Raw genomic sequence first — 24,180 nt, forward strand, 5'->3', positions numbered from 1 at the left:
ACGGCGGCGAAGCCGCCCAATGCGCGCGCAGGCGGTGACTGCGCCGCGGGTGCGGGCCTAGCGGGCCGTGACCTGCTCGGAGGGGCTGCTGGCCGAGCTGGCGTCGACTTCGCAGCCCTTGATCACCAGGCGGATGATGGTTTGCGCGGCGGCTTCGTAATCCTCGTCGCTGAGGCTGGCCTTGCCGGTGACGGTGGAAATCTGCCAGTCGAAGTCCGCGTAGGTCTGGGTCGCCGCCCAGATGCTGAACATCAGGTGGTGCGGGTCGACGGGTGCCATCAGCCCCTGGTCGATCCAGCGCTGGATGCAGGCGATATTGTGCTGGGCCTGGGCGTTGAGCTCCTCGGCCTGCTCGGCGGACAGGTGCGGCGCACCGTGCATGATCTCGCTGGCGAACACCTTGGAGGCAAAGGGCAGTTCGCGGGAGATGCGGATCTTCGAGCGGATATAGGCCTCCAGCACCTCGGCCGGGCGCCCCGGCTGGTTGAAGGGCGCGGAGGCGGCGAGCAGCGGCTCGATGATGCTTTCCAGCACCTCGCGATAGAGGTTCTCTTTCGATTTGAAGTAGTAGTAGACGTTGGGCTTGGGCAGGCCGGCCTTGGCGGCGATGTCGCTGGTCTTGGTCGCCGCGAAGCCCTTGTCGGCGAACTCCTCACTGGCTGCGCGCAGGATCAGCTCTTGGTTGCGCTCGCGAATGCTGGTCATAGGCCCTATCGATTTCCTGGTGTCGCCCTGCTTGGGGCGGCGGGCCGGCATGGTAGCACCGGCCTCGCGCAGCGCTCAAGCCGGCGGCTGATGGGCCTGTCAGCGCTTTCCTGACCTGTCGGTCAATTGAATGTATACACAAATAGATTTTTCTGTTTACATCCTTCTTCGTTCACTTCACCACAAGAAATGTCTCGGCTCCTTGGGCGACAGGAGACTCGCTGTGCACAACCCCCAGCTGGTCGACCCCTTCGGTCGGCGCATCACCTACCTGCGGCTGTCGGTCACCGACCGTTGCGATTTTCGCTGCACCTACTGCATGGGCGAGGACATGGTGTTCGCCCCGCGCGCGCAGATTCTCAGCCTGGAGGAGCTCTACGCGGTGGCCGATGCCTTTATCGGCCTGGGCGTCAGGCGTATCCGCATCACCGGCGGCGAACCCCTGGTGCGCAAGAACCTGCTGAGCCTGCTGGCGCGCCTGGGCCGGCGCGACGAGCTGGAAGACCTGGCCATCACCACCAACGGCTCGCAGCTGGCCGAACTGGCGCCGCAGCTGCGCGCCGCCGGGGTCGCGCGGCTGAACATCAGCTTGGATTCGCTGAGGCGCGAGCGCTTCGCCGCCTTCACCCGTCGCGACCGTCTCGAGCAGGTACTGGCCGGCATCGATGCGGCGCGGGCCGCGGGTTTTCGCCGGATCAAGCTCAATACCGTGGTGCAGAAGGGGCGCAACGACGATGAGGTGCTCGACCTGCTCGAATTCGCCATGGCGCGCGGCCTGGATATCAGCTTTATCGAGGAAATGCCGCTGGGTGATATCTCCAGCCACAGTCGTCAGGCCACCTTCTGCTCGAGCGACGAGGTGCGCGAGCGCATCGCGCAGCGCCACGCCCTGGTGCGCAGCAATCGGGCGACCGGCGGCCCCTCGCGCTATTGGCAGGTGGTGGGCAGCGCCACCCAGGTCGGCTTTATCTCACCGCACAGCCACAACTTCTGCGGCGACTGCAACCGGGTGCGGGTCACCGCCGAGGGCAAGCTGGTGCTCTGCCTCGGGCACGACCATGCCCTGGACCTCAAGGCGCTGATCCGTCGCTACCCAGGCGACCGCGAGCGCCTGCGCGGGGCGCTGCTCGATGCTTTGCGCCTCAAGCCGGAACGCCATCACTTCGCCAATGACGAGCAGGTCCAGGTGGTGAGGTTCATGAGCATGACCGGCGGCTGATTCGCCGCCACCTGGGCACTTCTTGGCCCCTCGCCGTTGCGCCACCCCGATCCAAAACAAAAAGAAGGAGGGTTGCTGTGAAAATCACTCGCGTCTGCAGTTTACTGATGGTGCTGGGCGCTACCGGAGCCAGTGCCGAAAGCTATGTGATCGGCGTGGAAGAGCTGGCTTTCGCCCCGCACTACAGCATCGACAAGCAGGGCCAGTACCAGGGCTTTGCCCGTGAGCTGTTCGACGCCTTCGCTGCGCACAGCGGTGTCCAGTTGAGCTACAAGCCGTTGCCGGTGGCGCGCCTGCTGCCCGCGCTGCTGGCGGGAGAGGTGGACCTCAAGTACCCCGACAGCGCCCATTGGGCCCAGGCGCAGAAGGACGGTAAGGACCTGCACTACAGCCAGGCGGTGGTCAACTATGTCGATGGCGTGCTGGTCGCGCCGAAGCGCCAGGGCCGCCCACTCGAGCAGCTCAAGCGTCTGGCCATGGTCGACGGCTGGACGCCCTGGGGCTATCAGGAACGGATCGACGCCCAGCAGATCGTGCCGACCTACAACGACGACCTGCGCAAGATGATCCACCAGGCGCTGAAGCAGGACACCGACGGCGCCTACTTCAACGTGGTGGTCGCCACCCATTACCTCGACAACATTCGTGCCCGCCCCGGCGCCCTGGTGTTCGACCCCAAGCTGCCGCATACCCGCGGCACCTTTCACCTGTCCAGCCTGCGGCATGCCGAACTGCTGCAGCGTTTCGATCGCTTTCTGCTCGAGCGCCACGGCGAGGTGGCGGCGCTGAAGGCCAGGTATCGGGTGGAGGCCAATCTGGATTCGGAATACATGGGCATGGAGCAGTGGAAGGTGGACTTCCTCAAGCGGCAGAAGGCCAGGCAGACCGGCGAGTGAGGGCTTGCGCGCGGCAGCCCCATGGGCCGGTGCATCGCCCACGGGGCTGCCTGGCGGCAGTTCTATCAGCTGCGGAATCGCTGGCAGGCCGACCAGTGGCGCATCATCAGGTAGTAGCTGAGGCCCGCGGGGACCAGGCTGGCGTACCAGGACACCGAGGACAGGCTCAGGGCCGCCGCGGCGCCGATCAGCGAGGCGATGATGGCGGCGTAGTTCACGCCCCGATAGGGGCCGTGCGCGTCGTAGAGCTTGCCGATATCCAGCTGGCGCCGGCGGATGATGAAGTAGTCCACCACCATCACCGCGAAGATCGGCCCGAGGAACGCGGAGTAGGTCTGTACGAACACCTGCAGGCCGGCGGAGGATTCTTCCCTGACCAGCTCCCAGGGAAAGGTGCCGAAGGCCAGCAGGCCGACGATGATGGTCGAGGTGCGGAACGGCAGCTTGAACACATCCATCAGGATGTAGGTCGGCGGCACCACGTTGTTCAGCACGTTGGTGGTCACCTGGGCAAAGGCGATGAACAGCAGGGTGGTCACCAGCAGCGGGGTGTTGTCGACGGCGCTGGAGAACACCTGGATCGGGTCATTCACCCCGGTGGCGCCGGACACCATCAGGCCGATCAGCCCCATGAACAGGGTGCAGGGCAGGATCGACATGGCATAGAGGGTGGTCAGCAGGCCCGCGCCGCTGCCCTGCTTGAGCTCGCGCGAGTAGTCGCTGACGTTGAGCATCATGGTGCTGTAGATGCCGAGGAACAGCATGGTCGCGCCCCAGAACGGCAGGCCCCAGGTGCCTTCGACGTTGACCAGATTGGTCATGATCTCGTCGCCGTAGCGGTTGATCACGCTGTAGAACATGTACACCAGCGACACCAGGATAAAGCCGCTGCCGACGTTCTCCAGCCACTTGATGCCCTGGAAGCCGAACATCGACAGGCCGATCTGCAGGAACTGGAACACCACGAAGTAGAAGATCATGTTGTCGAAGCCCAGCAGCGTCGCCGACACGGCGTTGATCGCCGCCGCCCCGACCCAGCTCTGAAAGCCGTACCAGACGATCGCCGGCACCGCCCTGACCAGTCCGGGGAAGCGGGTGCCGGCGAAGCCGAAGGCGCTGCGCGCCTGCACCATGAACGGGATGCCGTACTTGTAGCCGGCCGCTCCGTTGAGCGCCAGGGCGATGCCGATGACGAAGCAGCCGATGCCGATGGCCAGCGCCGTCTGCAGCAGGTTGAGGGTGCCGACGATGCTCGAACCCATGGCGAAGGTGCCGATCGACACGCAGCCGCCGAACCAGGCCAGCAGGTAAGAGAGCCTGCCCATGATGCGTTTTTCTTGCGGGGCCAGTGATTCGTCACCGGCGGGTTTGCTGGCTGCCGGCTGTGCGTAGCCGAGAGCCGGTGAAGCGACAGTTTCGTTTTGCATGGTATGAACCTCGGTACAGGGAACTGAAGTTCCCGTTGTTCTTGTTGTGTCGTTACCTGATTCCATCGTCGCAGCGCGTCTGACCCTCTATGGTCAGCGCTGGCAGTGCCGTGGCTAGCGGCCCGGCTGCCCGGGTGAGAGGTAGGCGAACTGTCCGCTGAAGGCCTTGGGCCGCGGGAAGTCGAGGTCGCCATGCTTGCTGGTGCCCAGCTGCAGGCTGGCCAGCGCCTCGGCCAACTTCACCGCCGCGGTGACGCCTTCGACGATTGGCAGGCCGACGGCTTCGCTGATCTGCGCGGTCAGGTCGGCCATGCCGCCGCAACCGAGGACGATGGCGCCGATGTTGTCTTCGGCCTTGGCCCGCAGGCATTCGTCGATGATCCGATCCAGCGCCAGGTTGCCGTTGTGCTCGAGATCGAGCACCGGAATCTCCGCCGCCCGCACCCGGCGACAGTGGTGGGCATAGCCGTAGTTCTGCAGCAGGTGCTCGGCGATGATCCCGGTGCGGCCCAGGGTGGTGACGATGGAGAAACGCGTGCTGATCAGCGCGGCGAGGTGGAAGGCCGCTTCGGCGATACCGATCACCGGGGCGCGGGTGAGTTCCCGGGCAGCCAGCAGGCCGGGGTCGCCGAAGCAGGCGAGGATGTAAGCGTCGGTTTGTTCGAGCTCGCCGGCGCGGACCTCTTCGAGTACGCCGACGGCGCTGATCGCCTCGTCGAAGTGGCTTTCGATCGACTCCGGACCGCTGCGCGGATTGCTGGCGACTATCCGCGTGCCGGGGCTGGCCACGCGGATGGCGGCTGCGCCTATCTTCTCCGTCATTGCGGCGGTGGTGTTGGGGTTGATGACGCGAATCTTCATGGCTTCCTCTTCTTGGTGAGTGGTTGTATTCAATGTTGTACACAATAAAAACTAAAATAGAAATGAAAAAAGTAGATCTGTGGCTACAAAATATCGCTCAACTGTGCTAGTAAGTTGACGGTGCGGTCAGCTTTAAGGCCGGATATGAAGTAAATATCCATGCAATTCAGTCTGTTGGACGCCTGCGTCCAATGCCGCCTTTTCTCGATTCCAGCCAGGCTAAGTTGCCTATCGCTTATCGCTGCTGCCGAAGCATCGGCGGAGGTCGGCTGCCTCGGCGACGAGGTGGCGCCTGGGGCAGGCTGTCAGGGGGAGGTGCTGCCAGCCGGGTATGGCGTCGTTGCCATGGGGGCAAGACGCTGCCGCAGGCCGCCTGGGGCGGTCGGCCTGATGCTGGAGCGGGAGATTGCGAGTTCTTACGGTGCGGAACCGGGCGACCGCAGCGGCGTGCAGCTGGCCGCTGCGGTGGTCCGTGGTAACTCAGGGCAGGCGAATGGAGGAAGCTCCTTGCCGAACGCACGCCGCGCGCCTGGGCGCGCGGCTTGGCAAAGGGTGTGCCTCAGCTGGGCGAGCCGGCTGGCGCCGAGCTGCCGTTGGCCACGCAATGCTTGCGCATCAACAGGTAGTGAAGGAGTGCGCCGAGTATCGCGCCGAAGATCCAGGAATAGCCGGACAGGCTACTCAGCGCGGGGCTCCAGACCGAGGCGACGGAGAACACCGAGGCGATGCCGAAGGCAATCATAGCCTTGCGATTCCAGCCGCCATCGTAATGGTAGCGAGTGCCCGGTTCGGCGGAGAACAGCTGCTGCAGGTCCAGGTGCTGCCTGCGCACCAGGTAGTAGTCGGCGACGATGATGCCGTACAGCGGCGCGAGCACCGCACCCAGGGTGTCGACGAAGGCGGCGATGCCGACGTTGCTGATGAACGATACCCACAGCGCGCCGATGAAGAAGGCGATGGCCGCGGTGATGAAGCCGCCGGTGCGCGCGCTGATATGGGCCGGCGCCAGGTTGGCGATGTCGTAGGCCGGCGGAATGAAGTTGGCCACCAGGTTGATGCCGACCGTGGCCGCGAAGAAGGTCAGGGCAGCGATCACGGTCAGGGTCAGGTTGTCGACCCGGGCGACGATGTCGGTGGGGTTGGTCAGGGTTTCGCCGAACACCACGACGGTGCCGGCGGTGATGACCAGGGCGATCATCGAGAAGATCGCCAGGCTGACCGGCAGGCCGAGGAAGTTGCCGGCGGTCATCTGCTTCTCGCTCTTCACGAAGCGGGCGAAATCGCCGTAGTTGATCACCACCGCGGCAAAGTAGGCGACCATGGTGCCGACCACCGCGATAAAGGCCGCTACCGGGCCGGCGGCGTACTCACCGGTGCCGCGGAAGATCTCGCCCAGCTCGCTGAGCAGGCTGGGACCGGCCTTGTACCAGATCATCAGCATCAGCGCGATCATCACCAGGTAGACCAGCGGGCCGGCCCAGTTGAGGAACTTGGTGATCCAGTCGATTCCGCGAATGAACAGGGCGACCTGGAAGGCGCAGACGATCATATAGGAGAGCCAGCCGACGGCCGTCATGCCGAGGAACGTGGCGCCGGCGCCGCTGGCATTGCCCATCAACGAGTTGATCAACAGTGCCACGGCGGTGGAGGCGAAGTAGGTCTGCACGCCGTACCAGAAGATCGCCACGATGCCGCGCACCACGGCGGGGAAGTTGGCGCCGCGTACGCCCATGCTGGCGCGCGCCATGACCGGGAAGGGGATGCCGTACTTGACGCTCGGTTTGCCGGTCAGTTGCACCAGGCCCATGACGATGAAGCCGGCCAGGACGATTCCCGCCAGCACCGCCCAACCGTTCAAGCCGTAGGAAATGAACAGGGTGGCGGCCAGGGTGTAGCCGAACAGGCTCTGGATGTCGTTGGACCAGACGTTGAAGATCTCGAACCAGCCCCATTTGCGTTGCGCGGGCGGCAGGGGCGCCAGGTCCGCGTTATGCAGCGAGGTGTCGATCTGCTTGATGTGGAAGTCTTGTGAGGACATGGACAGCTCCTGAAGTCTTGTTTTTGGGCGCCGGCGAAGGGCGCATCTGAGGAGGATTGTCGGCACGTTCCGTTCGGATTTCGTTGTTCAAGTCCTTGGCGAGCAGCGTGCTGGGCCATGGCGACTGGCGAAAGTGGAAGGATCGTTTGCATGTTGTACACATAAAAAAATCACATGAACATAAAAAAATACAAAATTGTGCACATAAATATTGATTTATGAGTACAAAAACTTGACTAGGCAGTCAGTTTGCTGTGCGCGATTCTCGCGCTGGGCGACGCCTTGGCGCCGTCGGCCACACCTACGCAGCAGACGAAAAAGGGGGCTACGCATGGCGTAGCCCCCTTTTCTGTTTAGCTGCCGGATGCCGCCTACCTGGCAGCCGGCCAGTTGCCTTTAGAAGTGATACTGCACCAGTGCCTGCACTGCGGTCTGATCGAAGCCATCGGTGGATCCGTCGATCGGCTTCATGCCGTACTTGTTGTGCCACATGTTCAGCTCGGTGCCGACGTAGAGCTGGCGCTCCTTGCCGAACAGGGCCTTGCCGGCGTCCCATTTGACCTGGATCGAGGAACCGAGGGAGGTCTGGGTGTTGGCCTCCTTCGATGGCGAGCGCCAGTCGAGGTAGCCGTCGACCACGAAGTCCTGGGCACCGATGGCGAAGGGGTAGGCGCCGGCCACGGTCAACTGGGTGGCATAGCCGTTGCCGGCGTCGCTGGCCTTGAAGTCGTGGTCGAAGAAGATGTGGTTGTTGATCTTGACCCGGTACAGGTTGGTGTTGAGGAAGGCGAAGCCGGGCACGTCCCAATCCAGACCGATGCCGTACAGGTAGTTCTCGGTGCCGGGGCCACCGTTGCCTTTCTCATAGGTGAAGGCGGCCTTGACGTCCTTCAGCGGGCCGACCGAGAGATCCTGGCCGGTCAGCCAGCTGAGGCTGATGCGCGGCTTGAACTCCATGTAGTAGAAGCTGTTCTTTTCCTTGACTTCGAGGTTGCCGAAGTTGCTGCCGCGGTACTGGGTGTTGTCGGCGTCCACGTAGTCGAGGAAGAAGAACACGTCGCCCCACACCCAGCCGCTGGCGTGTTCGAAGGTATAGGTGGTCTGCGAGCGTTGCTCTTCGCCGTTGAAGTTCAGGCGTTGGAAATTGCTGCCGTTGAGGTAGGTCAGGCTGTTGTCCTGCCAGAACATCAGGTCGCCGGCGTTGACCTGGTTGCCGGCGAGCAGGCCGGCAGACAGGACGAGGCAGTGGGGGAGGTGCTTGAGCTTCATCGGGGTTTCCTCAGGTTTAGGACGGACAGGGTTTGCCACCCCGCGGCTGGGCGCGGGGCGATGCAGGGGGGATTCGGGAGCGCTTGGCTCAGCTTTTGCGGTTGGCCGCGCCGCACGCGATGGCTGGCACGGCGCGCGCCTCGATGCAGGTCGCGACGCTCGCGAGCAGGGTCAGGGGGCGGGCGCCGATAGCGACCAGGCGGGCCAGCAGGTGCGCCAGGGCGGGGGCGATGGCTGGCGCGCAGGCGGGGCGGTCAACCAGCGGGAGGATCGGCTCGCTGCTGGCGGCAGACGGAGCTGGGGTGTTCGGCGTACGAGTCGTGGTCATGTCAGAGCCTGCCAGTTGTTTTTATATGGTCATGGGCTTGCACGAGGCTTCACGGCGCCTCCTTCCGATCGCCAGAAAGCTGTCTTAGCGGTCAGGATGTGCCGACTATAACAATGTGGGCACAGTTATGGGAACAAGGTATTTCACGATTGTGTACAAAAAAAGACGCCGCCGGTCGCTTGAGGGCGGCCAGGCGCGCTGGCACGGCGCAGGTTGTCCTGGGAGGGCGCTGCCAGGAGGGAGGGTGAAGGAGGGGCGGTTCAGTCGTCCCGTCGCAGTTCGTGGAAGACGTGCTCGGCCAGGCCGGCGCCGGCTTCGCTCATGGTCAGGTAGGTGCGGTCGGCGCCGGCTTCGATGATCCGCTTGGCGATGTCTTCGTACATGGCGTGGGAGGCGATCAGCCCGGGAAAGCCGCGTTCGCGCAGCTTGCCGATGGAGATGATCTTGGTCTCCGGGTCGTTGAGCGCCAGGACCACCGCTTCGATGCTGGGCATTTCCAGGCGTTGCCAGAGCATCTGGTCTTCGCCATCGGCGAACAGTGCGCGGCGCCCGGCCTTGGCGCAGGCTTCGATGACCACCGGGTCCGAGTCCAGCCCGACCACCTCGAAGCCCTTGCCCTTGAGATAGTCATAGGCGGCGCGGCCGGTGCGGCCCATGCCCACGATCAGGATCTGCGCATCGCCGAGCGACACCGGTTGCTCGTCGGGGTGGCGGGTGTCGCGCTCCAGGGGGATCAGCCAGCGCGACAGGCGCTCGTAGAGCGGGTGGGCGAGGCGGCTGAGCGGAGCGGAGATGACGAAGGACAACGCCACGCTAATGGCCAGGGGAATCAGCCACTGTGGCAGTACCACGCTGGCGACGATCAGGCCGAATTCGCTGTAGTTGGTCAGGCTGACGCTGCTGAGAAAGGCGCTGCGCGCGCGCAGGCGGAACATCACGAACAACAGGAAGAACAGAAAGCCCTTGAGCGGCAGCAGCAACGCCATGACCACGGCGAACGCCAGGGCGTCGGCCCCGGGCAGGCCGCTGATGCCGATCTGCAGGAAGAAACCGACCAGGAACACCTCCTTGATGCTCCACAGCGCGTTGGACAGCTCGATGGCGCGTTTGTGCTTGGCCAGCATGGCGCCGAACGCCAGGGCGCCGAGTTCCGAACTGAGGCCGAGGGACTCGAAGCCGTAGCCGCCGATGACCAGGGCCAGCAGCAGCCCCAGCAGGACCATCAATTCCTCGTGGCCGCTGGCGTCCAGCAGGCGGAACAGCAGCGGTCGCAGCAATGGCAGGGCGAACACCAGCAGGGCCCAGGGCGAGGGCGCGTCGCCATTGGCCAGGCTCATCACCAGCAGGGCGAGGAGGTCCTGAATGATCAGCACGCCGATGGCCAGTCGGCCGTGGAAGGAGCGCAGCTCGCGCTTGCTCTCCAGCACCTTGGCCGCCAGCACCGTGCTGGAGAAGGACAGGGCGACCGACAGCAGCAGCGCCTCGCGCAGGGGCAGCTCGAGGATCAGCACGATGGCGCCGAGGAACAGCAGGCTGGATATGAAGAAATGCAGCAGGCCGCCGGCGATCACCTCGCGCCGCACCAGGTTGCTCAGCTTCAGCTTCAGGCCGACGGTGAACAGCAGCAACAGCACGCCGAGGTGGGAGACATGGCTGAGGATGGTGCTGTCCAGGGGACCGATGCGCAGGTACTGGCTGAGCCCCGCCAGGGTGAAGCCGGCGGCCAGGTAGCCGACCAGGGGCGGTAGGCCGATGAAGCGGGCGGCCAGTCCCAGCATGAAGGCGAAGGCGATCCAGCTGGCTTCGAGCATCGGCAAGTACCTGTCGGCTTTCGCGTGGGCGGTGGACTCCAGTCAATTGTAGCGGGCCGCTCCTGGCCGGCGTCGCCGGGTGGCCCGTAGGCCGCTGCGGGAGCGGCGTGCTGGTGCCAGAAATGACACAAGCCCGCCGGGTGGCGGGCTTGTGCTGGATCGCGGTGCGGCCCTGGGGCCTTGTGCTCAGTTGATCTGCGCGCCCTGGGCAATCCAGGCGCCGATCAGGTCGCGTTCTTCCTGGGTCATCTGGGTGATGTTGCCCAGCGGCATGACCTGGCTGGCGACGCTCTGCGCGTGAATCTTCGCCGCCTGTTGCTGGATCTGCTGCGGGGTGTCGAGCATAAAACCAGCCGGCGCGCTGCTGAACATCGGGCTGCTCGGGCTGGCCGAATGGCATACGGTGCAGCGTTCCTGGATCACGCTGTTGACCGTGGCGAAGGGCGGCTCACTGGTTTGGGCCGTTGCGGGGGCGGCGCTCGGCTCGGCGAGCGCCGTGGCGGGCGCGACCTCCTCGACCTTGGCGACGGTGGCCGCCGGCTCGCTGCTGACCGCCGCGACAGGCGCGGCGCTCGGTGCCGGGCGCAGCGGGGCGGTGACGTAGGCCAGGCAGATCATTCCCAGGGCGGCGGCCGGCAGGGTCCAGGCGAACCTGTTGCTGTCGTGGCGGGTGTTGAAGTAGTGCCGCACCAGCACCGCCAGAATCGCGATGCCGGCCAGGATCAGCCAGTTGTACTGGCTGCCGTAGGTGCTCGGGAAGTGGTTGCTGATCATGATGAACAGCACCGGCAGGGTGAAGTAGTTGTTGTGGCGCGAGCGCAGCAGGCCCTTGGCCGGCAATACCGGGTCGGGTTCGCTGTTCTCTTCGATGGCCTTAACCAGGGCGCGTTGTGCCGGCATGATGGTGAAGAACACGTTGCCGACCATGATGGTGCCGATGATGGCGCCGACATGGATATAGGCCGCGCGACCGCTGAAGATCAGGCTGAAGCCCCAGGCCGCGGCGATCAGCAGGACGAACAGCACCGCGCCGAGCAGCGCCGGCTGCTTGCCCAGGGGCGAGTCGCAGAGGACGTGATAGGCCGCATAACCGGCCACCAGCGAACCGAGGCCGATGGCGATGGCGACGGCCGGGGCCATGTCGCTGCCGGGGGCGATCAGGTACAGCGAAGGGTTCAGGTAGTACACCACCATCAGCAGGGCGACGCCCGACAGCCAGGTGAAGTAGGCCTCCCATTTGAACCAGTGCAGGTTGTCCGGCATCTTCGGCGGGGCCAGCTTGTACTTTTCCAGGTGGTAGATACCGCCGCCGTGGATGGCCCACAGGTCGCCGGCCAGGCCGTCGCGTGGGTTGCTGCGGTTGAGGTTGTTCTCCAGCCAGACGAAATAGAAGGATGCGCCGATCCAGGCGATGCCGGTGATCATATGGATCCAGCGGATGCCCAGGTTCAGCCATTCAGTCAAATGTGCTTCCACAGTGTGTACCTCTTTCCCAGTGCCGGCAGGCCGGTCCCCTGGGCTTCTCTTATTGGTGGGGGTCGAGGAGCAGTTGCTCTGCCTCGGTAAAGAAATGCTCATCGCAGTTGTTGCCGGAACCACTGCGATCAACCACCAGGAAGTCATCCCGCTTTTCGATCGTCAGCACCGGATGGTGCCAGACGCCGCGATGGTAATTAATGCCCTGCCTGCCGTTGCTGCGGAAGGCGCGGACCAACTCCGATTCAGGTGCATCGCCAAGTGGCGCGACCACAATCAGAAAGGGGTGGCCGAGCAGCGGCACGAAGGCCTGGCTGCCCAGCGGATGGCGCTCCAGCATGCGCACGGTCAGCGGCATGTCCAGTGCCTCGGCACTGAAGATGCTGATGATCGCCTGATCCCCAGGCTCCGCGGTCTCGACCGTCGCCAGCTTGTGGTAGCGGCGAGTGGAGCCGTTGTTGATCATGAAGAACTCGCTGCCTTCGGTTTCGATAACGTCGCCGAAGGGGGCGAAGGCTTCTTTGCTCAGGGGCTCGATGATCAGTTTGCGCATGTCGGTCTACTTGTTCTCTATTGCGTGATGCCCCCCGGCCGCAGACCGGGGGCCGTTGCCTTACTTGCTGACCTTGCCGAACAGACGCAGGCGACTGACGCCGCCGTCCGGGAAAACGTTCAGCCGCACATGGGTGATCGGGCCGAGGGCCTGGATCTGCTCGACGAATTCGTGCTCGGCGTGCATCGACAGTTTCTGGCTCGGCAGCAGTTCGCGCCAGAACAGGCTCTGGGTCTCGATCTGGCTGTCGGTGCCGCCCTTGACGAAGGCGCCCTGAATCGAGCAGCTGTCCGGGTAGTTGCCCTTGAAGTGCAGGGTGTCGACGACGATGCGCTCGATTTCGCCGGGGTGGCCGAGGGCGACGATTACCCAGTCGTTACCCGGGGTGCGGCGGCGCGCGGTTTCCCAGCCGTCGCCCATGTTGATGCCGCGGCCCGGGTTGAGGATGTTGCTCATGCGCCCGAAGTGTTCGTCGGAGCAGGCCAGGGCGCGCCCGCCATTGAGGGCCGCGGCCAGGTCGACCTGTTCGTTGTCGCCGATCGAGGACCAGTCGCGGAACGGAATGCCGTAGACGCGCAAGCGGGCGACGCCGCCATCCGGGTAGATGTTGAAGCGCAGGTGGGTAAAGGCCTGCTGGGTGTGGATCTCGTGGTAGTGGTGGGCGTTGCCCTGCAGCTCGACCGCGCCCAGTACCTCGGTCCACTCGGTGGCGTCAGTCGGGTCGCCCTCGGCGACGAAGCAGCCTTCCAGGGAGGCCGACGGCGGGAAGTTGCCGGTGAAGAAGCTGGTGTCGATGTCCACGCCCTTGATCGAGCCCGCCACGCCCAGGCGGATCACCGCGCTGTCGTAGCCCTCGAAGCGCTTGCGCCGCGACTCCCAGCCGTCCATCCACTTGCCGTTGTCGTCGAACACGCCTTCCTTCCACACCGCCGGGGTCGGTTGGAACAGACGGTTGACGTCGGCGAACCAGTCGTCGGTGACCGAGATGGCTTGGGTGCCGAGGCGTGCGTCGGCCAGGTTGACGTATTTCTCGAAGGGTACGGCGTAAGCTTTCATGTGGTCTCTGCCTTGGGTGGTGGCGATTGTAGGGGGCGGTGCCTGGGCGCCTAGAGCTGCTGCAGGCGGAACAGGGCTATCCGGTTGATTTCGCTCAGGGCGCGGGCGAATTCCTGCTCCGGCGAGTTGTGGATGCGCTCCTCGAAGGCCGCCAGTATCTGATGCCGGTTGCTGCCCTTGACCGCCATGATGAAGGGGAAGCCGAACCTGGCCTTGTAGGCATCATTCAGTTCGGTGAAGCGGGCGAACTCCTCGGCGGTGCATTCGCTGATCCCGGCGCCGGCCTGCTCGGAGGTGCTGGATGCGGTCAGCTCGCCGCGCACCGCGGCCTTGCCGGCCAGGTCCGGGTGGGCGTTGATCAGCGCCAGCTGGGCCTCGCGGCTGGCGCCGAGCAGCAGCTCGGCCATGCGCCGGTGCAGGCCTTCGATTTCGTCGACACTGGGGTCCAGACCCAGCTCATAGGCCTGCTCGGCGACCCAGGGCGAGTGCTCGTAGATGTCGGCGAAGGCGTTGACGAAGTCCGCGCGGTCGAGTCGCGACGGCGTCAGGGTCTGAAAGCGGCTCATTGCGCGCGCTCCTCCTTGAACGGGTGGGTGGCGTACCAGTGGCGGGCGATGTCGACGCGGCGGGCGAACCAGACCTTGTCATGGCCCTTGGCGTACTCGATAAAGCGCGCCAGGGCGGCCAGGCGGGCCGGGCGACCGAGCAGGCGGCAGTGCATGCCGATAGAGAGCATCTTCGGTGCACCCTCCAGCCCTTCGGCATAGAGCACGTCGAAGGCGTCCTTGAGGTAGTTGAAGAAATCGTCGCCGGTGTTGAAGCCCTGTACCTGGGTGAAGCGCATGTCGTTGGTGTCCAGGGTATAGGGGATCACCAGGTGCGGCTTGGCTGGGCTGCTGGCCGGGTCCCAGTAGGGCAGGTCGTCGTCGTAGGTGTCCGAGTCGTAGAGGAAGCCACCTTCCTCCCTGACCAGACGCCGCGTGTTGGGGCCGGTGCGGCCGGTGTACCAGCCCAATGGGCGTTCGCCGGTCAGGTCGGTGAGGATGCGGATGGCTTCGAGCAGGTGCTCGCGTTCCTGCGCCTCGTCCATGTACTGGTAGTCGATCCAGCGATAGCCATGGCTGCAGATCTCGTGGCCGGCCGCCACCATGGCCTTGATCACGTCCGGGTGGCGCTGCGCCGCCAGGGCCACGGCGAACACCGTCAGCGGGATGCCGTGCTTGTCGAACAGCTTGAGCAGGCGCCAGACGCCGGCTCGGCTGCCGTACTCGTAGAGCGATTCCATGCTCATGTTGCGCACCCCCTGCAGCGGCTGCGCGGACACCATCTCGGAGAGGAAGGCCTCGGATTCCTTGTCGCCATGCAGCACGTTGCGCTCGCCGCCTTCCTCGTAGTTGAGGACGAACGACAGGGCGATGCGGGCATCGCCCGGCCAGTGGGGATGGGGCGGGTTGTTGGCGTAACCGATCAGGTCGCGTGGATAGTCAGCGCTCACTGCAGTCTTCCTTCTTGGCGATGTTGCGGTCTGTGCGCAATCCATGGCTCTCATGGCTGCGCAACCGTGATGGGATAATTGTATACAAAAGCAATTGTGTTTTGTAAATCAAAAAATCGCTGCGTTTTTCGCTTCGAGCACTCCAGTATCGACTGCCAGTCGGCCTTGGAGCAAACGCGGCGATCCATTGGGCGCTCGCCTGGGTGGATAGCATCGACGGCGAGGCTGGCAGTGTTGGCAAGGTGCTGGAGCTTAACTGCTTGTATACAATATTGCTGAAAACTGTTTTAAATAACTTCGCCATGCTATGCTTCGCCGAACTCGGGGCTGCTCCAGCCCGCGCGAGCCGCTGATTTCCGACAAGAATAGAGGAGGAGTGGTGTCCGTGAGACCCCAGGTCGCCGCGGATGCCCGGAACCAATGGGACGATTGACGACACATGTTCTAGATGCTGCACACGGTTGCCCGGGCAGCGCGCTGAAGGTCGAGCTGTACCGTGTCGAAGGTGAACAGCTGGAGCTGCTCGCCAGCGTGCGGACCAACCACGATGGCCGCTGCGATGCGCCGATCCTGCAGGGCGCGGACTATCGCAGCGGCGTCTATCAACTGCACTTCCACGCCGGCGACTACTACCGTGGGCGCGGCGTGGCGCTGCCCGATCCGGCATTTCTCGATGTGGTGGTGCTGCGCTTCGGCATCGACGCCGGCCAGGAGCACTACCATGTGCCGCTGCTGATTTCGCCCTACAGCTATTCGACCTATCGCGGTAGCTGATACCCAATGCTTGTCACCCTCTGACTCCGTCAACGAGTCGTTAGCCCGCGCACTGCGGGCTTTTTTATGCATGGGGGTGGAGGGGGACTTGCCCAGGCACAAAAAAAGGCCGGCTGCGATGCCGGCCTCTTTCTGTTCTGGACGTCCGATGATGCGGGGCGCCCGGGCGTCCGTTCTCGCCTCAGGTGCGGAAGCGATGGACCAGGCTGTTGAGCTCCTCGGACAGGCTCGAGAGGTTCTGCGAGTCGCTGCGCGCCGACTCTGCCAGGCCGGCCACCAGCTGCGCGTCGCCGTGGATCCGCGTGATGTGCCGGTTGATGTCCTCGGCCACCTGGTGTTGCTCTTCGGCGGCCGTGGCGATCTGCGCATTCATGTCGCGGATCACATCCACCGACTCGCGGATCAGGCCGAAGCTGGAGCTGGCCTCGTTGATGCTGGCCACGGTGCGCTGCGACACCTCCAGGCTGGCGTGCATCTGCTTGGCCATCTCGCGAGTGCGCTGGGCCAGGCCGCTGAGCAGACCGTCGATCTCCGAGGTCGAGTCGGCGGTACGCTTGGCCAGGGCGCGCACCTCGTCGGCAACCACGGCGAAACCGCGGCCCTGCTCGCCGGCGCGGGCCGCTTCGATGGCGGCGTTGAGGGCCAGCAGGTTGGTCTGTTCGGCGATCGAGCGGATGGTGCCGAGAATCGACTGGATGTTGTTGTTGTCCTGCTCCAGCTGTTGCATGGCGGCGGCCGACTGGGAGATTTCTCGGCTCAGCTGTTCGACGCTGTGCACCGCCGCGTCGATCTGCAGCTGGCCTTCGTGGGCCTGCCGTTGCCCGCTGTCGGCGGAGTCGGCGGCCTGGCTGCAGGAGCGGGCCACTTCGTTGGCGGTGGCGACCATCTCGTGGAAGGCGGTGGACACCATGTCGACCGATTCGCGCTGGCGCCCAGCCGCCTCGGCCATGTCGCCGGAGACCTGGGCCGAGGTGCCGGAGGTGTGGTGGATCTGCTTGGCCGCCTGGCCGATGCTGAGGATCAGTTGGCGAATGCTGGCGAGGAACTGGTTGAACCAGCCGGCCAGCTGCGCTGTTTCGTCCTGGCCGCGCACCGTCAGCGAGTGGGTCAGGTCGCCCTCGCCCTGGGCGATGCCTTCCAGGCCGTTGGCCACGGCGCGGATCGGGCTGACGATCAGGCTGGCGAAGCTGGCGCCGACGAAGGCGAACAGCAGGGCCAGCAGTGCGGCCATGCCGATGATGATCCAGGTCAGCTGGGTCACGCTGCTCATCACGTCGTCCTGGCGGATCAGGCCGATGAAGCGCCAGCCCAGGCGGTCCGAGGACCAGACGTTGGCCATGTAGCGCACGCCGTCGAGTTCGACTTCGGCCAGACCCTGGCCGGCCTTGGCCAGCTCGGCATAGCCGCCGCCCAGCTCGCCGAGCTTCTTGAAGTTGTGCTCGGGCTGGCTCGGGTCGACCAGCACGGTGCCGTTGTTCTCCATCAGCATCAGGTAGCCGCTTTCGCCCAGCTTGATGCCCTTGACGATATCGGTCAGCTGGTTGAGCGATACGTCGATGCTGAGCACCCCGCCCGGGTTGCCCAGGCCGTTGGCCACGCTGCGCACGCTGGCCACCAGGGTCGCGTTGTCATTGGCCCAGTAGTAGGCGTCGGTGCGCACGGTCTTGCCCTGGGCGTTGATGCCGGCCTGATACCAGGGGCGTGGGCGCGGGTCGTAGTTGCTCAGGCCCACGTCGTTGGGCCAGCTGACGTAGCCGCCGTCGATGGTCGCGGTGGTGACATAGGCGTAGGCCGGGTGGCTGGCGGCGACGTCGGCGAACAGCGCCAGCAGTTTCTCGCCGTATTCACCCAGCGGCGCCTGGGCGGCATTGGCGTCCATGTACTTCTTCAGGTTGCCGTTCACCCCGGTGACCAGCGGATGCTTGGCCAGGTAGTCGACGTTCTGGCTGATGCCGTCGAAGAACAGCTGCATGGCGTTTTCGACCTGGCGGATCTCGCGGGAGCTGCTGTCGACGAACTCGTCGCGGGCATCGCTGCGCAGGTTGAGCACCACCAGGATGGCGACCAGCATGATCGGCACGCAGGCGATGATCGCAAAGGCCCAGGTGAGTTTTTGTTTTATGTTCATCGGAGGTCCCCGGACGGTTGTAGGCGGCTCCTATTCTGTCGGCTGGACAACAGGGAGCTTTACCGAATACGACCGTTATTGTCGCAAGCGCGCGCTAAGTGTCGCGCCTAGGCATCTGCGCCGCAGAAGCGCGGGGCCACCCCGCGCCGGGCCGAGCGCCCGGCGCGATCAGCGACTCAGCAGGGACGCGGTGCCGGCGCTGGCGAACAGACCGGCGCTGACCCGGTTGAACCACACCTGGCCCTTGCCCGAGCGCAGGTAGCGCGCCGCGCCGTGGGCGCTGAGGCCGTAGAACAGCTTGCAGCCCAGATCCAGGGCCGCCCAGGTGAGGATCAGCACCAGCAATTGGCTGAGGAGCGGCTGGTCGGCGCTGATGAACTGCGGCAGGAAGGCGGCGAAGAACAGGATGTCCTTGGGGTTGCTGGCGCCGAGGCCGAAGGCCTTCCAGAACATGCTCCTGAAGCCGGGGTTGACCGCCTGCTCCTCGGCCTTCACCGGCTTGGCGGCCTGGCGCGACTGCTGCCAGCTCTGCCAGGCGAGATAGAACAGGTACAGCGCGCCGATCAGCTTGAGCAGGCTGAACAGTTGTTCCGAGGCCAGCAGCAGGGCGCCCAGGCCCAGGGCCGAGGCGCTGAGCAGGCAGATCGAGGCCGAAACTCCGCCGAGAAATGCCGGCAGGGAACGACGCAGGCCGTAGTTCAGGCTGTTGCTGACCATCAACAGGGACAAGGGCCCAGGGATCAGGATCACGATCAGCGCGGCGCTGCTGAACAGCAGCCAGGTCTCCAGGCTCATGCACTTCACTCCAGATGCGGAAAAGCCCCAGCGCGTGAGCGCCGGGGCCGGGTAGGGCTAAGGCCAACCTTACAGGAAGGCGAACTTGGCGATAAAGATGATGCACAGCACATAGAGGCTGACGGAGACCTTGTCGCGCTGGCCGGTCAGCAGCTTCAGCGTGGCATAGGTCAAAAAGCCCAGGGCGATGCCGTTGGCGATGGAGAAGGTCAGCGGCATCATCACCACGGTGACGATGGCCGGGATGGTGTCGGTGAGGTCTTCCCAGTCGATATGCGCCATGCCGCTCATCATCAGCATCGCCACATAGATCAGCGCGCCGGCGGTGGCGTAGGCCGGAATCATCCCGGCCAACGGGGCGAAGAACATCGCCGCGAGAAACAGCACACCGACGGTGACGGCGGTGAGGCCGGTGCGACCGCCGGCGGCCACGCCCGAGGCGCTTTCCACGTAGCTGGTAACAGGCGGGCAACCGACCATGGAGCCGATCACGCTGGAGGTACTGTCGGCCTTGAGGGCCTTGGACAGGTTCTGGATCTTGCCGTCTTCGTCCACCAGGTTGGCGCGGTGGGCGACGCCCATCAGGGTGCCGGCGGTGTCGAACATGTTCACGAAGAGGAACGCCAGGATCACGCTGACCATGGCCACGTTGAAGGCGCCGGCGATGTCCATGGCCAGGAAGGTCGGCGCCAGGCTCGGCGGCAGCGATACCAGGCCGTTGTATTCGACCAGGCCCAGGGCCCAGCCGATGGCGGTGACGCCGAGCATGCTGAAGAGAATGGCGCCGAACACGTTGCGATGGCTGAGCACGGCAATCAGCAGGAAGCAGGTCGCCGCCAGCAGGGCCGACGGCTCGCCGAAGGAGCCCATGGTCAGCAGGGTGGCGGGGCTGTCGACCACTATGCCGGCGGTCTTCAGGCCGATCAGGCCGAGGAACAGGCCAACCCCGGCGCCCATGGCGAAGCGCAGGCTCATCGGAATGCTGTTGAGCAGCCACTCACGGATGCGCGACAGGCTCATGATCATGAACAGGATGCCGGAGATGAATACCGCCCCCAGCGCAACCTGCCAGCTGTAGCCCATCTCGCCGACCACGGTGTAGGTGAAGAAGGCATTGAGCCCCATGCCCGGCGCCAGGCCGACCGGCCAGTTGGCGTACAGGCCCATGAGGAAGCAGCCGAGGGCCGCGCCGATGCAGGTGGCGACGAAGGCGGCACCGTGGTCGACGCCGGCATTGGCCATGATGTTGGGGTTGACGAAGATGATGTAGGCCATGGTGACGAAGGTCGTCAGTCCGGCCAGCAGTTCGGTCCTGATGCTGGTGCGATGCTCGGTCAGCTTGAAGAAGCGGTCGAGCAGTCCGGCATCTGCCGTTCCTTGGGTGTGAGTCGCAAGTTGTTCTTGTTTGGCGCTTTCCACAGCAGGTACTCCTCATTTCTCTTGTTGTGTTCCACCCAGAGTCATGGCCGCGGCAGGCTTCGACTCTCTGAGGCTGGTGGTTCGTTTGAGGGTGCTCGCTGGCTAAGTTGTTGACCGAGCGGTCAGGAAGTCACCCTGTCGCGATTATGCGTTTGTATACAAAAAAAGCAAATAATGTTTTCCCTGGTGCGCGAGCCCTGCCCATGGCGGCAGCGCGCGGGGAAAGCGAGGGGGATCGGCAATCATGCGGCCGTGGTATGGTCTATAAAGTCAGTAAAAACAGTTAGATAGCGATTAAAAGCGACTCCGCCAACGGGATCGGTGGACGGCCGCATCTGATTTGTGCCGCGGGCCATGGCGCTGGATTTGCCATTTAATCTTTATGAGGAAAACAATTTTTATACGAAATGGATTTAGCCGAATCCGGGACGGCGCCTGCCGATGCTCCCTGGGTGGGCGATAACGCAGGCGCCCGCCGTCGCTGGCCAGCGAGGGGATTGCTGCAGCGAGTGGTTAAATTGTGTACAATGCCCGCACTGTATTCTTTGCGTCATGCCCCACTCTTGCTTGCCAGATGTGGGGTAAAACGCAGTAGAGTTCCCGGTAACCGGTCGACCCTCTAGACGCGAGTCAGCATGAACGAACAATTGCAGCCCCTTAAGAAGCAGCCGCGTGCAGGCAAGAGCAGCCGCAGCGGGACTCAGGACGACGTCGTATACGCCCATATCTTCGATGCCATCCTCGAGCAGCGGCTGGCACCCGGCACCAAGTTGAGCGAGGAGGCCCTGGGCGAGATATTCGGCGTCAGCCGCACCATCATCCGTCGTGCCTTATCGCGCCTGGCTCACGAGGGCGTGGTGCTGTTGCGTCCGAATCGCGGTGCGGTGGTGGCCAGCCCCAGCGTCGAGGAAGCCAGGCAGATCTTCTATGCCCGGCGCATGGTCGAGCGCGCCATCACCGAACTGGCGGTACAGCACGCCACCCCCGAACAGTTGGCCGAGTTGCGCCAGATGGTTGTGGATGAACATGCGAGCTTCGCCAGGGGCGACCGCGGCGCCGGCATTCGCCTGTCCGGCGAGTTCCATCTGAAGCTGGCCGAGGCGGCGAAGAACGCCCCGTTGATCAGCTTCCAGCGCAGCCTGGTGTCGCAGACTTCGTTGATCATCGCCCAATACGAGAGCGGCAGTCGTTCGCACTGCTCCTACGACGAGCACAACCAGCTGATCGATGCCATCGAGGCAGGGGATGCGGCCAAGGCCGTGACCCTGATGATGCATCACATGGACCACATCGACAGCAAGCTCAACCTCGACGAGGACAGCGCCTCGGACGATCTGCACACGGTGTTCTCCCATGTACTGCAGACCAAGAAGAAGCCGGGGCGCAACGGCGCCAACCGCTGATTGACGATCCGCCAGAAGGCCCCGCGGTGTGAGCCGCGGGGCTTTTCTATGGTCGGTCGTTAAGCCAGGAGCGGCGGATCAGTCGCGCCGATGCACCGACTGGCCGGCGGCGAAGGTTTCCTTGACCGCGCGGTCGTCGCCGAGAATGGTCAGGGCGAACAGCTTCTCGGCCAGGCTCGTGGCCTGCTGCATGCGGTAGGCGATCAGCGGCGTGGCTTGATAGTCGAGCACCACGAAGTCGGCGTCCTTGCCGCTCTCGAAGTTACCGATCTTGTCGTCCAGGTACAGGGCATTGGCGCCGCCGAGGGTGGCCAGGTACAGCGACTTGAACGGATCGAGCTTCTTGCCCTGCAACTGCATCACCTTGTAGGCCTCGCTCAACGACTGCAGCTGGCTGAAGCTGGTGCCGGCGCCGACATCGGTGCCCAGGCCGACGCGCACGCCGTGCTGTTCCAGGGCCTGCAGATCGAGCAGGCCGCTGCCGAGGAACAGGTTGGAGGTGGGGCAGAAGGCCACCGCCGAGCCGGTCTCGGCCAGGCGCTTGCATTCCTCGTCGCACAGGTGCACGCCATGGGCGAACACCGAGCGTGCGCCAATCAGCTGGTAGTGGTCGTACACATCCAGGTAGCCCTTGCGCTCGGGAAACAGCTCCTTGACCCATTCGATTTCCTTGCGGTTCTCGGACAGGTGGGTGTGCATGTAAAGACCCGGGTATTCGCGATACAGCTTGCCGGCCAGCGCCAGCTGCTCAGGCGTGCTGGTCGGGGCGAAGCGCGGGGTCACCGCGTAGTGCAGGCGGCCCTTGCCGTGCCAGCGCTCGATCAGCTCCTTGCTGTCGGCATAGCCGGATTCCGGCGTGTCGGTCAGGTAGTCCGGGGCGTTGCGATCCATCAGCACCTTGCCGGCGATCATCCGCAGGTTGAGCGCCTGGGCCGCCTCGAAGAACGCATCCACCGACTGCTTGTGCACGCTGCCGAACACCAGGGCGGTGGTGGTGCCGTTGCGCAGCAGCTCCTTGAGGAATATCCCGGCCACGTCGCCGGCATGAGCCTTGTCGGCGAACTGCCGCTCGGTGGGGAAGGTGTAGGTGTTGAGCCAGTCCAGCAACTGCTCGCCGTAGGAGGCGATCATGCCGGTCTGCGGGTAATGGATATGGGTGTCGATGAAGCCGGGGGTGATCAGCGCATCGCGGTACTCGACGACCTCCACGCCCTTGAGTTTGGCCAGTAGCTCGGTGGCGTGGCCGAGCTGCGCCACCTGGCCGTCCTCGACGACCAGCAGGCCATCTTCGAAATATTCATAGGAGTGTTCCACGCCGACCACGGCCGGGTCGGCAATGCTGTGCAGGATGGCGGCGCGGTAGGCTTTGATAGTGCTAGTCATCTAATACATCTCGATCATGCATGGGGTGCGCCAGGCGCACCAAGCTCAATGGGGTATCGGGCGCGCCCTACTGGGAGCGGCGTGAGGCGGGTAACAGCCTGGCGATGCTCGACTCGCCTTTCTTCACGTCCTGGCCAAAGGCGGCGTTGTAGGTGGCGATTACCTCGCCGGCGATGGACACGGCGATCTCCGCCGGAAGCTTGCCCTTGACCTCCGCCAGGCCCATCGGGCAGCGCATGCGCTGGACCACTTCGGCGGCGAAGCCACGCTCGCGCAGGCGGTGTTCGAACTTGCCGCGCTTGCTCTTGGAGCCGATCAGCCCGTAGTAGGCGAAGTCGTTGCGCTTGAGGATGGCGGCAGTCAGTTCCAGGTCCAGCTGGTGGTTGTGGGTCATGACGATGTAGTAGCTACCGGCGGGCATGGCCGCCACTTCATCGACCACCTCGTCGTTGACCACTTTCTCCACGCCGGCGGGAATCTGCGCGGGAAACTCGTTCTCGCGCGAGTCGATCCAGCGCACCTTGCAGGGCAGGCTGGCGAGCAGCGGGACCAGGGCGCGGCCGACATGGCCGGCGCCGAACACGGCGATCTGCGCCTGTGGCTGGCCCATGGGTTCGAACAGCAGCACGGTGGCGCCGCCGCAGCACTGACCGAGGCTGGCGCCGAGGCTGAAACGCTCCAGGCGGGTATCCTGGCTGCGGCTTGCGAGCATCTCGCGGGCCAGTTCCATGGCCTTGTATTCCAGGTGGCCGCCGCCGATGGTCTCGAAGATGCGTTCGGCGGTGACCACCATCTTCGAGCCGGCATTGCGCGGCGTCGAGCCGCGCTCCTCGATGATGGTCACCAGTACGCAGGGTTCGCCTTTTTCCTGCAGTTCAGCCAGGGCACTGATCCAGCTCATTTGCTCAGCCTCCAGGTCGGTGGCAATTGTCCCGGCCGCGGCAGGCGCCAGTTGCTCAGCGAGGGTTCCAGCAGTGGAACCGGCGCCGGCCGAGGCGGTTGGCTATTCGGCTCGGTGTGTTTTGTCATTGTTCTACACCTGTATTCGTTCGGTACGTAGCCCGGATGCAATCCGGGAGAGGGTTTCCCCGGATTTCATCCGGGCTACGGTTCTGGTGGAAAACGCTTCGCGGTTTTCCACCCT

General features: G+C 64.4%; 22 protein-coding genes and 1 pseudogene. 4 read left to right on the forward strand and 19 right to left on the reverse strand.

Going from position 1 to position 24,180, the window contains the following annotated elements; all coding sequences use genetic code 11:
* Positions 1-57: 57 nt before the first annotated feature.
* Positions 58-705 (reverse strand): TetR/AcrR family transcriptional regulator, encoded by a 648-nt coding sequence (locus LPB260_RS15165; RefSeq protein ID WP_208706648.1) that lies wholly within the window; start codon positions 703-705, stop codon positions 58-60.
* Between the two features lie 223 nt (positions 706-928).
* Between LPB260_RS15165 and moaA the strand changes: the two genes are divergently transcribed.
* Complete coding sequence (gene moaA / locus LPB260_RS15170; protein ID WP_208706649.1) at positions 929-1,924, forward strand: GTP 3',8-cyclase MoaA; 996 nt, start codon at positions 929-931, stop codon at positions 1,922-1,924.
* A 77-nt stretch (positions 1,925-2,001) separates the two neighbouring features.
* Entirely contained in the window at positions 2,002-2,820 is an 819-nt protein-coding gene (locus LPB260_RS15175; RefSeq protein ID WP_371926096.1) for a substrate-binding periplasmic protein, read from the forward strand.
* Positions 2,821-2,885: 65 nt separating this feature from the next.
* Here LPB260_RS15175 and LPB260_RS15180 read toward each other — a convergent pair whose 3' ends face one another.
* The 12 genes from LPB260_RS15180 to LPB260_RS15235 all read right to left on the reverse strand — a co-directional run bounded on the left by LPB260_RS15180 (position 2,886) and on the right by LPB260_RS15235 (position 15,438).
* The gene (locus LPB260_RS15180; RefSeq protein ID WP_371926097.1) at positions 2,886-4,313 is read right to left on the reverse strand and encodes an NCS1 family transporter; all 1,428 of its coding nucleotides are present in this window, start codon (positions 4,311-4,313) and stop codon (positions 2,886-2,888) included.
* A 48-nt stretch (positions 4,314-4,361) separates the two neighbouring features.
* Positions 4,362-5,108 carry an aspartate/glutamate racemase family protein gene (locus tag LPB260_RS15185; protein WP_208706651.1) on the reverse strand — a complete coding sequence of 249 codons (747 nt, stop codon included), beginning with the start codon at positions 5,106-5,108 and terminating at the stop codon, positions 4,362-4,364.
* Between the two features lie 559 nt (positions 5,109-5,667).
* Entirely contained in the window at positions 5,668-7,146 is a 1,479-nt protein-coding gene (locus tag LPB260_RS15190) for an NCS1 family nucleobase:cation symporter-1 (RefSeq protein WP_208706652.1), read from the reverse strand.
* 396 nt (positions 7,147-7,542) lie between these two features.
* Complete coding sequence (locus tag LPB260_RS15195; RefSeq protein ID WP_208706653.1) at positions 7,543-8,415, reverse strand: outer membrane protein OmpK; 873 nt, start codon at positions 8,413-8,415, stop codon at positions 7,543-7,545.
* 88 nt (positions 8,416-8,503) lie between these two features.
* Positions 8,504-8,743: a hypothetical protein gene (locus tag LPB260_RS15200; RefSeq protein ID WP_208706654.1), complete on the reverse strand. Its 240-nt coding sequence runs from the start codon at positions 8,741-8,743 to the stop codon at positions 8,504-8,506.
* A gap of 260 nt (positions 8,744-9,003) precedes the next feature.
* Positions 9,004-10,554 carry a cation:proton antiporter family protein gene (locus LPB260_RS15205; protein ID WP_208706655.1) on the reverse strand — a complete coding sequence of 517 codons (1,551 nt, stop codon included), beginning with the start codon at positions 10,552-10,554 and terminating at the stop codon, positions 9,004-9,006.
* 186 nt (positions 10,555-10,740) lie between these two features.
* Complete coding sequence (locus LPB260_RS15210; RefSeq protein WP_208706656.1) at positions 10,741-12,030, reverse strand: urate hydroxylase PuuD; 1,290 nt, start codon at positions 12,028-12,030, stop codon at positions 10,741-10,743.
* Positions 12,031-12,079: 49 nt separating this feature from the next.
* Positions 12,080-12,583: an ureidoglycolate lyase gene (locus tag LPB260_RS15215; protein WP_208706657.1), complete on the reverse strand. Its 504-nt coding sequence runs from the start codon at positions 12,581-12,583 to the stop codon at positions 12,080-12,082.
* 60 nt (positions 12,584-12,643) lie between these two features.
* Positions 12,644-13,639, reverse strand: a complete 996-nt coding sequence (gene alc, locus LPB260_RS15220) for an allantoicase (protein ID WP_208706658.1) — start codon at positions 13,637-13,639, stop codon at positions 12,644-12,646.
* 50 nt (positions 13,640-13,689) lie between these two features.
* A complete protein-coding gene (gene uraD / locus LPB260_RS15225) occupies positions 13,690-14,205 on the reverse strand; it encodes a 2-oxo-4-hydroxy-4-carboxy-5-ureidoimidazoline decarboxylase (RefSeq protein WP_208706659.1) in 516 nt (171 codons plus the stop codon).
* On the reverse strand, positions 14,202-15,134 hold the full coding sequence (gene puuE / locus LPB260_RS15230; RefSeq protein WP_208706660.1) for an allantoinase PuuE: 933 nt from the start codon (positions 15,132-15,134) through the stop codon (positions 14,202-14,204). Before puuE ends, uraD begins: the two co-directional genes overlap by 4 nt.
* A complete protein-coding gene (locus tag LPB260_RS15235) occupies positions 15,124-15,438 on the reverse strand; it encodes a hypothetical protein (RefSeq protein ID WP_208706661.1) in 315 nt (104 codons plus the stop codon). The genes puuE and LPB260_RS15235 overlap by 11 nt, the downstream gene beginning before the upstream one ends.
* Before the next feature lie 116 nt (positions 15,439-15,554).
* Between LPB260_RS15235 and uraH the strand changes: the two genes are divergently transcribed.
* Positions 15,555-15,908 carry a hydroxyisourate hydrolase gene (gene uraH / locus LPB260_RS15240; protein ID WP_208706662.1) on the forward strand — a complete coding sequence of 118 codons (354 nt, stop codon included), beginning with the start codon at positions 15,555-15,557 and terminating at the stop codon, positions 15,906-15,908.
* A gap of 181 nt (positions 15,909-16,089) precedes the next feature.
* On the opposite strand, the gene LPB260_RS29370 is transcribed toward uraH, so the two are convergent.
* The 4 genes and pseudogenes from LPB260_RS29370 to LPB260_RS15255 all read right to left on the reverse strand — a co-directional run bounded on the left by LPB260_RS29370 (position 16,090) and on the right by LPB260_RS15255 (position 20,250).
* A complete protein-coding gene (locus LPB260_RS29370) occupies positions 16,090-16,857 on the reverse strand; it encodes a methyl-accepting chemotaxis protein (RefSeq protein ID WP_371926173.1) in 768 nt (255 codons plus the stop codon).
* An 87-nt stretch (positions 16,858-16,944) separates the two neighbouring features.
* Positions 16,945-18,036: pseudogene (locus LPB260_RS29375) on the reverse strand (cache domain-containing protein); the annotation flags it as partial.
* 168 nt (positions 18,037-18,204) lie between these two features.
* Positions 18,205-18,831, reverse strand: a complete 627-nt coding sequence (locus LPB260_RS15250; protein WP_208706664.1) for a LysE family translocator — start codon at positions 18,829-18,831, stop codon at positions 18,205-18,207.
* 69 nt (positions 18,832-18,900) lie between these two features.
* A complete protein-coding gene (locus tag LPB260_RS15255; RefSeq protein ID WP_208706665.1) occupies positions 18,901-20,250 on the reverse strand; it encodes an NCS2 family permease in 1,350 nt (449 codons plus the stop codon).
* A 635-nt stretch (positions 20,251-20,885) separates the two neighbouring features.
* On the opposite strand from LPB260_RS15255, the gene LPB260_RS15260 reads away from it, so the two are divergent.
* Positions 20,886-21,653, forward strand: a complete 768-nt coding sequence (locus LPB260_RS15260; protein WP_208706666.1) for a GntR family transcriptional regulator — start codon at positions 20,886-20,888, stop codon at positions 21,651-21,653.
* Positions 21,654-21,731: 78 nt separating this feature from the next.
* Here the strand turns inward: LPB260_RS15260 and guaD are convergent, their stop codons facing one another.
* Together guaD and xdhC are read right to left on the reverse strand one after the other, a co-directional pair.
* Positions 21,732-23,036 carry a guanine deaminase gene (gene guaD, locus LPB260_RS15265; RefSeq protein WP_208706667.1) on the reverse strand — a complete coding sequence of 435 codons (1,305 nt, stop codon included), beginning with the start codon at positions 23,034-23,036 and terminating at the stop codon, positions 21,732-21,734.
* A 67-nt stretch (positions 23,037-23,103) separates the two neighbouring features.
* Positions 23,104-23,937, reverse strand: a complete 834-nt coding sequence (xdhC, locus tag LPB260_RS15270) for a xanthine dehydrogenase accessory protein XdhC (protein WP_208706668.1) — start codon at positions 23,935-23,937, stop codon at positions 23,104-23,106.
* Positions 23,938-24,180 lie beyond the last annotated feature (243 nt).

This window comes from Pseudomonas sp. LPB0260 (genome assembly GCF_013388395.1).